Annotated in this window: 11 protein-coding genes; 4 read left to right on the top strand and 7 right to left on the bottom strand. The window is 70.0% G+C overall.

The genetic code is table 11. From position 1 onward, the window contains the following. The first annotated feature begins 1 nt into the window (after position 1). Positions 2 to 1,324, top strand: a complete 1,323-nt coding sequence (locus Ssi02_RS23445; RefSeq protein ID WP_204029199.1) for a hypothetical protein — start codon at positions 2 to 4, stop codon at positions 1,322 to 1,324. Position 1,325: 1 nt separating this feature from the next. Here the strand turns inward: Ssi02_RS23445 and Ssi02_RS23440 are convergent, their stop codons facing one another. Beyond that, on the bottom strand, positions 1,326 to 1,532 hold the full coding sequence (locus Ssi02_RS23440) for a hypothetical protein (RefSeq protein WP_204029197.1): 207 nt from the start codon (positions 1,530 to 1,532) through the stop codon (positions 1,326 to 1,328). A gap of 1,159 nt (positions 1,533 to 2,691) precedes the next feature. Between Ssi02_RS23440 and Ssi02_RS23435 the strand changes: the two genes are divergently transcribed. Both Ssi02_RS23435 and Ssi02_RS23430 read left to right on the top strand, forming a co-directional pair. Continuing rightward, positions 2,692 to 3,354: a PadR family transcriptional regulator gene (locus Ssi02_RS23435; RefSeq protein WP_204029190.1), complete on the top strand. Its 663-nt coding sequence runs from the start codon at positions 2,692 to 2,694 to the stop codon at positions 3,352 to 3,354. Positions 3,355 to 3,370: 16 nt separating this feature from the next. Next, positions 3,371 to 5,338 (top strand): ABC1 kinase family protein, encoded by a 1,968-nt coding sequence (locus Ssi02_RS23430; RefSeq protein WP_204029188.1) that lies wholly within the window; start codon positions 3,371 to 3,373, stop codon positions 5,336 to 5,338. A gap of 66 nt (positions 5,339 to 5,404) precedes the next feature. Here the strand turns inward: Ssi02_RS23430 and Ssi02_RS23425 are convergent, their stop codons facing one another. From Ssi02_RS23425 to Ssi02_RS23405, 5 genes are all read right to left on the bottom strand, one after another. Continuing rightward, positions 5,405 to 5,800, bottom strand: a complete 396-nt coding sequence (locus tag Ssi02_RS23425) for a VOC family protein (RefSeq protein ID WP_204029187.1) — start codon at positions 5,798 to 5,800, stop codon at positions 5,405 to 5,407. A 102-nt stretch (positions 5,801 to 5,902) separates the two neighbouring features. Next, positions 5,903 to 6,271 (bottom strand): VOC family protein, encoded by a 369-nt coding sequence (locus Ssi02_RS23420; protein ID WP_204029186.1) that lies wholly within the window; start codon positions 6,269 to 6,271, stop codon positions 5,903 to 5,905. Positions 6,272 to 6,331: 60 nt separating this feature from the next. Next, complete coding sequence (locus Ssi02_RS23415; RefSeq protein ID WP_204029185.1) at positions 6,332 to 7,630, bottom strand: FGGY-family carbohydrate kinase; 1,299 nt, start codon at positions 7,628 to 7,630, stop codon at positions 6,332 to 6,334. Beyond that, positions 7,623 to 8,651 carry a zinc-binding dehydrogenase gene (locus tag Ssi02_RS23410; RefSeq protein WP_204029184.1) on the bottom strand — a complete coding sequence of 343 codons (1,029 nt, stop codon included), beginning with the start codon at positions 8,649 to 8,651 and terminating at the stop codon, positions 7,623 to 7,625. The genes Ssi02_RS23415 and Ssi02_RS23410 overlap by 8 nt, the downstream gene beginning before the upstream one ends. Beyond that, entirely contained in the window at positions 8,652 to 10,052 is a 1,401-nt protein-coding gene (locus tag Ssi02_RS23405; RefSeq protein WP_204029183.1) for an amidohydrolase family protein, read from the bottom strand. A gap of 120 nt (positions 10,053 to 10,172) precedes the next feature. Here Ssi02_RS23405 and Ssi02_RS23400 point away from each other — a divergent pair, with 120 nt between their 5' ends. Beyond that, positions 10,173 to 11,660 (top strand): aldehyde dehydrogenase family protein, encoded by a 1,488-nt coding sequence (locus tag Ssi02_RS23400; protein WP_204029179.1) that lies wholly within the window; start codon positions 10,173 to 10,175, stop codon positions 11,658 to 11,660. Between the two features lie 99 nt (positions 11,661 to 11,759). On the opposite strand, the gene Ssi02_RS23395 is transcribed toward Ssi02_RS23400, so the two are convergent. Beyond that, complete coding sequence (locus tag Ssi02_RS23395; RefSeq protein WP_204029178.1) at positions 11,760 to 12,260, bottom strand: hypothetical protein; 501 nt, start codon at positions 12,258 to 12,260, stop codon at positions 11,760 to 11,762. Positions 12,261 to 12,303 lie beyond the last annotated feature (43 nt).

The following is a 12,303-nucleotide window of genomic DNA, read 5'->3' as shown; positions in this document are numbered from 1 at the left end:
GATGACTGTAGAGCAGGCCTCCGGCGACGACGCGCTTCACGGCCGGATCGTGTCCACCAACGACGGCGTTCCCGTGCGCCTGTGCCATCACGGCTGCGACTGCTGGCAGCGCAACTTCGACAGATACATAGAGACCACCCCGGTCCGTACGTCGGAGCAGTTGGACAACCTGGAGTCTCACGCGCTGCTTCAGGCCAAGAGTGGGGCGTCCCGGTTGATCCGCCGACACGCCGACGAGATGGAGAAAGGCAGACACCGGCTGATCGGCACGGAATCCGCTGCCCGTGCCGCGCTCGCCTCCTTCCGCGAGGGCGTGGAGGCGAACACCGTCGGCGTCGCTCTCAACGGCATGTCCCGGCTCGCCGCGGAACGCGTCAGGACGCGGACGCCACGCAGACCGTTGTGGCTGCGTGTCATCGTGTGGCCCGTCATCCTCGCAGTCGGAGCCTTCGACACGTGGTACTTCCAGGGCATCTTCCAATCGTTCCTCGGCAACGCCCACATCTCTGCCCTGGAGGGTGTGGTCACGCTGTTTCCCGGACTTGTCCTGACGGCAGGCATATTGGTTGGGGGCATGGCGCTGGGCAGTTCCGTACATCGAGCCCTTCGTCTGCATGCCGAGCGTCAGGCCACCCGGAAGGGGTGGAGGCACCGCCTCTACGGGCTCGGCCCCTGGGCGTTGCGCCTGGTCGTGCCGATTCTTCTGCTGCTGGTCGCGGCGATGTGGGCGCTGTTCCGCGCTCGCGAGGCCAACCTCGACACCATGGCGGAGGCGGCGGGCGGCGTCACTCAGCTGGCGCTCCCCGAGATGTTCGTGGCCGTCCTTGTCGCCACTCTCACGTTGTGCGCGCTTGCCGTCAAGTGCGCGGCCTACGACCCCTATGCCAGCGAGGAGTTCGCCGTCCGCTGGCGGGGGCGGTTCGCCCGGCTGCGCGTGGCCCGCCGTCGGCGCCGGGCAGGTATGCGAGTCAAGGAGCACACGGTGGCCTGGAGCGACCTGTGCGCACTTCGGGACAGCCTCGTGAGTCAAATATCCGAGAAGTACGGCAATGCCTACCAATTCATGATGTACGCACGAGGCTTTCACGAGAAGGCAGGCAGTCTGCCCCCCGTCTTTTCCACCGGCGAACGCGGCACCGCCCTGCGGGAGCGGGTGCGGCCGGAGCTTACCGGGGTGGTCGGCCCCGAACCCGAGTTCGGGGCCCTTAATCAGGTCGAGGAGGTCATTGAGGCCTTTGACCCGGACGAGATGCGCGCGGAGCTGGACGCGTTATGTGAGCGGCTGCTCCGCCAGCGGGCGGCAGTGGTAGTCGCCGTCAAGTAGGTCAGGAGGCGGGGGCTTCGAGGCGGTCGGCGGGGTGGGCGTGCATGCACTCGCCGGTGCCGAGGCACATGCGGCACTTTTCGGTGACGCGGACGAAGACGACCTCGCCGGACTCGCGTACGTGGGGTTTTTCCGGTGTCCACACCTTGTTGCCGAGGCACCATCGGCAGGGGAGGTCGCAGTGGTGGGCGCCGTCGGCTATTTGCACTTGCCGCTCCCACCGCAGACGTGGCAGTTCTCCACGGACTTCACCCAAATCACCGACCCGTCCGCCTGGCGTTTTGGGCGTTCGTAGGTGATCTTGCCGGTCCCGGCGCAGTGTCCGCAGTCTGGCGGTGGTTTGTCCATGCGTGTCCTCCACACCTGGGCCGGCGTCGCGGGCGTGCCGGCGTGTGTCTGCTGGGCGCCTGGTGCCTGCCTGTGGGCAGGCGTGGTCGTCGGTGGACTTTCTGCTGGGGCTTGTCGCGTCGGGGCGCACCTCGTTCCGCAGGTTTGGCAGGCAGTCCTGAACGGTGAACGAGGGCGTCAGGGCGGGATGTTCCGACAACGGTACGACGACCACACCAAGAATGGAATCCATGCGGACCCGTACGGCATAGGCCTCCGTGACGCGCTCCGCCCCATGGCCAGGACGCGATCTTCTGGACAGGTTAAATCACAATATGTCACCGAAGGCTGGAGGTTCTGGTCATCCGAAACGGTAGGCTCTAGAGTCAATTGTCCCTACAAATGAGACAACTTGTCCGCGCCCAAGCGGGACGGCATCGGCCTCCGATCCAGTCGATGCCTCCCCGTCTCGTTGTGACATGTAGGGGCAAAGGGTGGCCGGTCCGGCACCCGGAGGGCTCACACCCTTGCTGGGCCGGCCGCCCCTCAGTGCACGGCACACTTATGAGACCTCGCCGATAGCCGGGCGTTACGCCATGGTTACGGCTACTGGCCAGTACATCCCGACAGTCCGGCTAGGGTTTGTATTGAGCAGTCTTTAACCGTTCAGTGCGTTCGGGCTGTGGTGCCCGTTTCAGCACAAGTGGGCGCGCATGTCTAAGCGTGGAACGGAACTGCTTATCTCACCGCGCGAGAGGTCCTTCCCCCCTCCGGCCTCGCCGTATCGACCCACCCAACCTTCCCCTGATGCGGCCTGTGGCCCGCGCGTGAGAGGCCCGCTCCACTCTTCCCGGAGCGGACACGTGCTCCCTTTCCCAAGGGGCACGGCACGGAGCCCCGGCCCACGTGGCCGGGGCTCTCCCCCCACTTCCCGCGAACCCCGGCGGCGCGGTTTCGGCGGGGGTGGCGGGCGTTTTCGCAGGTGGCTGCTGTTGGGACATCTCGCGATATATGTCTCCCAGATGTATTAGGGTGTGCGCATGCTGAACAGCCCGGAAGACCATCCGAAAGTTGAGTTGACCCCCACCGCCTGGGCGATCCTGGGCTTCCTCTCGCTCAAAGCGCAGAGCGGCTACGAGATCCTGCGTGCCGCGAAGCGTTCGATGGAGGCCTTCTGGGGCATCAGCAACGGCCAGTTGTATCCCCAGTTGAAGTTCCTCGCCGAGCACGGGCTCATCAGACCCGTCGGCGAGGCCGAAGGCCCGCGCTCGCGTCAGCGCTGGGAGATCACCGAGGCGGGCAGCGCCGCGCTGCGCTCATGGATGGAGTCCCTCTCCGCACCCGTGCAGATCCGCGACGAAAACCTCGTGAAGCTCTTCTTCGCCGGGCAGAGCGGCCCCGACATGGTCGGACGGCTTCTGGAGGAGCGCAAGCGCATCTTCAGCCAGTTCGAGCGCGTGATCGACGCCGTGCTCCCCGGCGACACCCTGCCCGAGGCCGAACAGGCGGCGGCGCTCGGCGCACCGGAGCTGCTGTTCAGATACGGAAAGCACTTCACCAAGTCCACGATGCGCTGGATCGACCAGGAGGAGGAGCGTGTACTCGCCGCCCTCCGCGAGCAAACGTCAGGACCACCGGAAGACGAACCCGATGACAAGAACGAACCGCGAGACGAGCCCGGTGGCCCGGCGGGCGAACGCTGACCGCGGAAGGTAAGAGATGTTCGACTTCTTCTCCCTGATCGGCACGGTCACGTGGGCCGTGCTCGCCGCCCTCGTGGGGCGTCGCCTGCTCGGGGTTCCCGTGGGATGGCCGCGCTCGATCGCCGTCGGCTTCCTGGTGATCTTCACCCTCGGCAACGTGTGGGTGTTCCTGGCCGAGACCATCGGCATCGTCCGCGACGACGCGCTCACCGTGTCGCTCTTCACGGGCACGTTGTTGTTCCTCCTGGTCGGCGTGTGGGTGTTCGTGCTCGGCGTCACCGTGCTGGTCCTGCTCGAAGTGCTCGTCCCCACCGGCACGCTGCCCAGCGTCAAAACGCTCTTCACCGGCTGGAAGGCACGCCGCCGTCGCTCCAAGCGCTACGCCCAGATCATGGCGATCGCCGTCAAGCACGGCCTCGGCGGCTATATGCGTGGGCGCCGCCGTCTGGAGAGCGGCTCCAAGACGGCACGCTCCCTCCGCGACGCGCTCAACGAGGGCGGCGTCACCTTCGTCAAGCTCGGCCAGATGCTCTCCACCCGGCCCGACCTGCTGCCGCCCGCCTTCATCACACAACTGTCGACGTTGCAGACCAAGGCCGTGCCCGAGCCCTGGTCACGCATCGAACCCGCGATCGCCGGCGCCCTCGGCCGGCCCGTCGGCGAGGTCTTCGCCCACATCGACGAAACACCGCTCGCCTCCGCCTCCGTCGCCCAAGTGCACCGCGCGACGCTGGCCGACGGCAGGGAGGTCGTGGTGAAGGTCCAGCGCCCCGGGGCGCGGGCCCAGGTCACCGCCGACCTGGAGATCATCCTCCGGCTTTCCCGCTGGCTTACGCGCTCCACCCCCTGGGGCAGGTCTCTGCGGGTGGACCGCCTCGCCGAGGGGTTCGCCGACTCCCTCCACGAAGAGCTCGACTACACCGTCGAACTCGATAACATGCGAGCCGTCGCCGGAAGCCTCGCCGCAGACCCCGGCAGCACCATCACCATCCCCACGGCGCACGAGAACCTCTGCGGACCCACGCTCATGGTGATGGACCGCCTCGAAGGGGCACCCGTCGGGCCTTCGAGCCTTTCCGGGCTGGCTCCCGCCGTACGCGCCGACATCGCGCGGCGGCTGCTGCGCGAGGTGCTCAACCGGATCGTCGTCACCGGCGTCTTCCACGCGGACCTGCACCCGGGGAACATTTTCGTCACGTCCGGCGGGCGGGTCGGGCTGCTCGACTTCGGCTCCGTCGGCCGCCTCGACGAACCCACCCGCACGGCCCTCGGCATGCTGCTGCTCGCCATCGACCGGGACGACTCCATCGCCGCCGCGGACGCCCTGATCGAGATGCTCGACCGGCCGGAAAGCCTTGTCGAACGTGACTTGGAGCGTGCCATCGGACAGCTCATGCTGCGTTACCGGGCGGGCTTTGGGCGTATGGGGAGCGCCGGGATGTTCGGCGGGCTGTTCGCGCTCATCAACGACTTCCGCTTCGCCATCCCGCCGCAGATCGCCGCCGCCTTCCGCGCCCTCGCGGCCCTCGACGGCACTCTCACGATGATCAGCCCCGACATCGACGTCGTCGCCCTCGCCCGCGAGCAGGGGCGTGAGATGATGCGCGCATCCACCAGCCCCGAAGCCGTGCGCGCGGACCTCGAAGACCGCCTCGCGGCCTTCCTCCCCGTGCTGCAACGCCTGCCCCGGCGCATCAACAAGATCACCGAGGACATCGAGCAGGGCCGCCTGTCCATCAACATCCGCCCCCTCGCCGACCCCCGCGACCGGCGCTTCCTCACCGACCTCGTCCACCGCGTCGTCGTCACCGTCATGGCCGCCACCGCGACCCTGGCCGCCATCCTCCTCATGACCAGCACAAGCGGCCCCAAGCTGACCGAGGACATCGGCGTCTACCATTTCCTCGGCTGGACCCTCCTTCTCGTCGGCTTCACCCTCGCCCTCCGCTCCATCGCCCTGGCCTTCCGCTCCCCACCGGACTGATCCGCTCCCGCCACGGGACAACACCTAAGGCCCGGCCCCCGACCTGAGGTCGGGGGCCGGGGGAAGTCAGGAGGCGGGTTTCCACCACATGACGATCTGGTTGCCCCAGGGGTCGAGGAAGGAGGCGTGGTGGCCGTCGAACTCCTCCCAGTACGACTGTTCCCAGAGGGCTGTGGCGCCGAGGATGACGGCCTTGTTTAGATATTCGCCGGGTGGGGCGTCGACCAGGATGTAGGTGCGGGGTTGCAGGCCGGAGCGGGGCTGCGGGGGGCGAGGGGCCGGGTCGGGGATCTGCTCCTGTTCGGTCCACAGGCCGAGGTGGAGGCCCTCGCCGGGCACGACCTGGTGGAAGGAGCCCCACGGCTTGCCGTTGATCTTCCAGCCGAACAGCTCCTGATAGAAGGCCGAGGTGGCCTCGATGTCAGGCGTCGGGAGATCGACGAAGACTAGGGTGTTGGTCACTCTTGTGTTCCTTTCCTGACCGATCGTCCCCAGCCCCGCTCTGTACGGCGGAAGCCAGGAAACCCGGCCGATCCAGCGAGACCGGAGCCGAGGACTGCGCGGTCACTTGTAATAGGTGCCCTTGTCCCGCCAGAGCACGATCTCGTTGCCCCACGGGTCGCGGAACGCGGCGTGGCGCCCGTCGAACTCCTCCCAGTACGTCTCCTCCCACAACACGGTGGCGCCGAGCTCGACGGCCTGGGCGAGGAGGGCGGGCGGTTCGCCGACCATCACGTACACCCGCGGCACGGGACCGCTGACGGGGGTCTCCTCGCGGTGGATGCCGAGGTTGGGCTTGACGCCCGGCAGCACCTCGTGGAACTCACCCGCGGGACGGCGGTTGATCTGCCAGCCGAACAGCTTCTCGTAGAAGTCCGACATGGCTTCCGGGTCAGGCGTTGGGAAGTCGACGAAGATGACGGGGTTCGGCACGAGCATTTTCCTCTTCAGTAGGTCTTTCGCGGGACAAGCACTGCTTTCGCGGGACAGGCATTAGGGGAGACTGGTCAAAGCGGCCTGCCGGAGCCGGGATTCGGCGGCATCGCCCAGGGACACGAAGCGCCGGTAGCCCTCCTCGTAGGCCGCGTGCGCGGACGGTCCGACCACGCGGGCCTCGGGGCGCGGCCACGAGCCGCCGCCCGCGGCGCCGGGCCGGGGCCACCAGCCGGCGCCCGCACCGGCCGACAGGGCCGCGCCGTACGCCGCGAGGTTCGTCTCGGCCGGCACCTCCACCGGCACCCCGAGCACGTCGGCCTTGATCTGGCACCACAGGGGGCTGCGGGCCGGCGAACCCGCGCAGACCAGCACGTTCAGCGCCACGGGCAGCGAGTCGGCGATGTGCCGCAGCCCGTAGGCCGCGCCTTCAAGAGCGGCGCGCGCCACGTGCCCGGGGCCGTGTTCCGAGGTGAGGCCGACGATCTCGGCGCGCAGCTCCCGGTTCCACCGGGGGGCACGTTCGCCTTCGAGGTAGGGGAGTACGGTGACCCCGCCGGCCCCGGGCGGCACGGCGGCGGCGAGGGCGAGCAGTTCGGGCACCGAGCGCCCGGTGAGCCCGGTGAGCCATTCGAGGGTCAGCCCATGGCCGCTGACCGGGCCGCCGACGATGTCGACACCGGTCGCGGGACTGTTCAGGGAGTAGAGGTCGCCGTGGGCGGAGTCGGCGGCGATGGCCACGGCGAGCCCGCCGGTCCTGCCGCCGGGGTCGAGGCCGCGGCCCGGCACGTCGACGCCACCGGCCCAGAACGCCAAATAGGCGTCTTGTGCACCGGCGACGAGGGGCACGCCGGCCGGCAGACCGAGGCCACCGTCGGTCAGGCCGACGACCTCGCCTGTGCCGGCGCGCGGGCCGTAGTCCACGAGGTCCGGGTCGCCCGGCCAGCGCGACTGGCGGTCGGGGGCGCCGAGCCGAGCCGTCAGCCAGTCGTAGACCTGGCGTGGTTTCACGTGAAACCCGATGACCTCCCGCTGGGCGTAGTGCTGCTCGACGGGGCTGCCGGTCACACCCGCCGGGTGGCGGCAGGTGACGGCCAGGCCGCCGTCGTGCGGCACGGTCGTCGGGCTCTGCCCGCCGACGCAGATGGCCAAGGGGTGCCCCGGCCCGGCGGCCAGCAGGTCGGCGACCGCCGTGGTCACACCCGTCAGCCACCCGGCGGGGTCGGCCCGGCCTTCCGGCCAGCCGTCGGCGCCCGGGTAGGCGCCCGTGGCCGACCCGAGCACCGCGCCCGACGGATCGACCGCCACCGCACGTGCCGAATTGCTTCCTAAGTCGACACCTATGACGACATCACCCATCGATCCCTCCGACCAGGACGCGGTACACGGGCGTCGTGGCGGCCAGCTTGAGCGCCTCACCCACGTCGTCGAGCGCGAAACGGGCTGTGACCAGGGCGGACAGGTCGTCCGCGAGGCGGCCGGAGGCGATGAGGCCGGCGGCCTCCCGCCAGTCCTCAGGCTCCTGGCTGTAGACGCCGACGATCGACAACTCGTGGTGGTGGATCGCGTCGGGGTTCACCCCGACCGACAGGTCCTTGGGGAACGCGCCGTAGAGCACGACCGTGCCGCCGTCGTCGCACAGCGAGATCGCCGTCTCCAGCGCCCCTGGCGCACCGGCCGTCACGAAGACGAGGTCCTGCTTGCCGCCCGTCTCGGCCGCGCGGTCCGGGGTGGCGGTCCAGCCGGCTCCCGCCGTACTCGCCTCGGTCAGGCGCTCCTCGCTCACGTCGACCATGCCGACGGAGAACGCGCCCTTGAGCCGGGCCACAGACATGTGCAGCCGTCCCATGTAGCCCGCGCCGATCACCGCGACCCGGTCCCCTGCACGCAGCCCGCCGAGCCGCAGCGAGTGCACGACGCAGGCCACCGGCTCGCCCATGGCCGCGTGCTCGATGGGCGCGTCGCCGGTCACGTAGGCCTGCGCGGCCTTCACCACGACCAGGTCCGACAGGCCCGCGCCGAACGACACCGTGCCGTCCGACAACGTGCCGCCCTGAGGCCGCTTGCACAACGCGCTGCGACCCCGCCGGCACGGCCCGCAGGTGCCGCAGCGGGTGAGCAGGTCGACCGTGACGACGTCGCCGGCCTTCGGCGAACCGGGCAGGCCGTCCACCGCCGCGCCGACCTCCACGACCGTGCCCGCCACCTCGTGGCCGGGGGCGACCGGGTAGAAGCGCTTCTCCCCGAGGAAGAGGCGGCGTTCCATCGTGCACAGGCCGCAGGCCCCGACCCGCACAACCACGTCGCCGGGCCCCGCCGCGGGGATCGGCTCGTCGCGCAGTTCCACGGACTCGGGGGCGGTGACCACGGCAACTCTCATCTAGGACTCCTCAACGTGGGGCCAGTGCCGGCGTGGGACGATGCCCGCCCTGCCGAGCAGGGCGGCTGATGCTTGTTGTGCCTGGTGCCTGAGTTCGCGCTCGTCGACGGTCACGCAGCGGCCGTCCGCGACGACCCGCCGCCCGCCCACGAACACGTCGCGGACCGAACGGCCGTCCACCGACCACACCAGCTGCTGCGCCACGTCGCCGCGCGGCGTCCACTGCGGCCCGGTCGCGTCGTGCACGACGAGGTCGGCGAGTTTGCCCGGCTCGATCGAGCCGATCGAGGCCGCCATCCCGATGGCCTCGGCCCCGGCGACGGTGGCCATCTCGATCGCCTCGGGGGCGCCGACGGCCCGAGGGTCGAGCGTGGTGTCCTTGGCGAGCCCGGCGGCGAGCGCGGCGGCGCGCAGGATGTCGGCGCTGTCACCGGCGTTGCCCGCGTCGCAGCCGAGCGCGACCCTGCCGCCTCTGCGGTAGATCTCGCCGTGCCGTCCCGCCCGCGTCACCCCCTGGCCCAGCCGGAGGTACGCCCAAGGGCAGTAGGCCAGTGCCGTACGGCTGGCGAGCAGCGCGTCGATCTCCCGGTCGTCGAGCCACACGCCGTGCGCCAGCAGCAGATGCGGGCCGAGCACGCCGAGGCCGGCCAGGTGGAGCAGGGGAGGGCGGCCAGAACGTTCCCGGTAGTGTTCGGTGTCGCCGGGGCCTGGCGACATGTGCATGGTCATGCCCGCGCCTGCGGTGCGCGCCAGGTCCGCCGCTCCGGCGAGCAGCTCGTCGGAGGCCAGGCCGTGGCCCACCAGCGTCACCCACGCCTGGACCCGCCCGCCCGCGGGGTAAGACGCGATCAGCTCGCGCTGGCGGTCGAGCACCTCCGCGGCCGGAGCGGCATAAGGGGCGTCGGCGACATCCCATCCCCATGTTCCGATGGTGCCTCGAATCCCGGCTTTGGTCATCGCCTTCGCGACACGTCTCGGGTGGGCCACCGTACCGGCCTCCACCACCGTCGTCACCCCGTTGCGGAGACTCTCGACGCACGCCAGCAGGGCCGACAGTTCGTCGTCGTCGCCGGTGTGGGCCTCGTGCAGCGGCACCGACCAGCCGAAGATCGCCTCGTCGGACGTGATGTCGTCGGGGATGCAGGCGCGGGCCAGCGGGTCGCCCGTCAGGTGCTGGTGGGCGTTGATCAACCCCGGCGTCACCACGCAGTCGGTCGCGTCGATCCGCGGCGCCGCGGGCCAGCGTGCACGCAGCCGGCCAGTGGCGCCTACGGCGACGACCCGGTCACCGGCGACCGCCACCGCGCCCCCCACGAGGACCTCGCGGCGGGTGTTCATCGTGACCACGTCACCACCGGTCAGCAGGAAAGCCGGGGTGACGTCACCGGGAATCGACGCCATGGGATCGAACGCTAAGTTCCATCCCTAAGGCCGGTCACCGATTCCTCAGCACAACAAGTGGGGCTTATCCCATGCCGCGGACACAATGTCCCTACCCGACCCCGGAGACAGGCTGAGCCCATGCGCTATGACCCAAGCTGGCTGGACTCGGATCCGCTTCCGCAGCTCATCGACGGTCGCGAATCCCGCGAAGGCAGCACCCGCCCGGTGCTCGACCCCTCCACCGGTGAGACGCCCGCGACCTACGTCGAGGCCACCCCTCGTGAGGTCGAAGCCGCTCTGGCCGCCGCGCGCCGCACCTGCGACGGCGGCGAATGGCGGCGCATGCCCGGCGCGCGCAAAGCGGAACTCCTCGACGCCGCCGCCGCTGCCATCCGGGCCGACGCCCGCCGCCTGGCGACCCTGGAGGCCCTCGACACCGGCAAGGCCGTCGGCGGCGCACTCACCAACGACGTCTACGAGGCCGCCAACGCTTTCTCCTACGCCGCCGCCGTCGCGCGCACCCTCCACGGCGACGTGCGGCGCAGCGCCTTCCCGCCCGAACTGCTCCCCGGCGGCGGGCCCGGCCTGCTCACCATGCGCCTGCGCGAACCCGCAGGTGTCGTCGCCGAACTCCTCCCCTGGAACGGCCCCCTCATGACGGGCAGCCAGCGCATCGCCATGGCCCTCGCCGCCGGCTGCTCCATTGTCGCCAAGGCGCCGGAACAGGCCGTCGTCACCCTCGTCGAGCTCGGCCGCATCCTCACCCGCGCCGGTCTGCCCGCCGGAGTGCTCAACATCCTGCTCGGCACGGGCGAGACCGTCGGCGAACAACTCGTCACCGACCCGCGCGTCGATCTCGTCAGCCTCACCGGCGGCACAGACACCGGCCGCCGCGTCGTGACCCTCGCCGCCCGCAACCTCACCCCCGTGCACCTGGAGCTCGGCGGCAAGTCCCCCGTGGTCGTCTTCGCGGACGCCGATCTCGACCAGGCCGTTGGCTGGGCGATGATGGCGGCCTTCGTCAACATGGGCGAGGTGTGCGTCGCAGGCAGCAGGCTCCTCATCGAGGAGTCCGTCTACGACGACGTCGTCAAGGGCGTCGCCGCTGCCGCCGCCGCCCTGCCCGTCGGCGACGCGCTCGACCCGGCGACCTTCGTCGGGCCCCTCATCGACGAGGCCCACGCCACCCGCGTGCGTGGTTTCGTCTCCCGTGCCGTCTCGGCGGGCGACGCCAAGGTCATCGGTTCCCCGTCCGTGCCGTGCAGCAGCCGCCCGACGTTCGTGCCGCCGACCGTCCTCGACCGGGTACGGCAGGGCAGTGAGATCGAGCAGCGCGAGGTGTTCGGCCCCGTGCTCGCGGCCATGCCGTTCGCGTCGGAGCGGGAGGCGCTTCGCCTGGCCAACGGCACGTCCTACGGCCTCAACGGCACCGTCTTCACCCGCGACATCGAGCGCGCCTTCCGCGTCGCCGACGAGCTCGACTGCGGTGAGGTCAACATCAACTGCCACTTCGCCCCCGACATGAACGGCGGCCGCGGCGAACCCCGCAAGTCCAGCGGCCACTCCCGCACCGGCGTGGACGCCTACACCCGTCTCAAGGCGGTCAACCTGCAGGTTCGTTCGTAGCGCCCCCCGCTCGCGCCCTACGCTGGCAGGTCGAGGTCCACCCGTGAGCGGGGCCGCCCGCCGAGATCCCTCCGCTCGGCGGCCGTCCCCGCACCGGGCTCAGAGGACGTAGTCCACCACGGCGAGCCCGACGGCCACCGCCGTGATAACCGCCGCCCGCCGGGGCGTGGAGGACACGAGGGCGGGGCCGAGGAAGGCGAACATCGCGCCCACGTACGACAGGGGCCACAGGAAGGAGTGGTCCACGACGTGGTTGTGGACGTGGGCGATGTAGACCAAGGTGAACGCCGGGCCCTGCACCAGCACCGCCGCGGACCAGTACAGGCGGTGGAGCCGGCGGTGGGTCATGGGAAACAGGCCCGACCTGATCGACCCGATGATGTAGAGGACCGGCAGAGCGAGAGTGCTCGCTATGACCACGGTGGAAACGATGCTCCACAGGGGGTCGCCCACATGCATGAACATGAGGGTGGGGTACGCCAGGTAGCTGACATACCACGTGAACAGCGGGAACAGCACGATTTGCGCCGACGCCAGGGGCCATTTCACGCGGGTGCGGGCCTCGGGTGTGGCGGTGCCGGTGTCTGAGCGGTTGTGCATCTTCACATCCCAGGGCGATGCCGGTCTTACACGAGCGCTCTCA

It is taken from the genome of Sinosporangium siamense (assembly GCF_016863435.1).
In the GTDB taxonomy this organism is placed as follows: Bacteria; Actinomycetota; Actinomycetes; order Streptosporangiales; family Streptosporangiaceae; genus Sinosporangium; species Sinosporangium siamense.
This window is presented reverse-complemented; position numbering and strand designations above follow the sequence as displayed.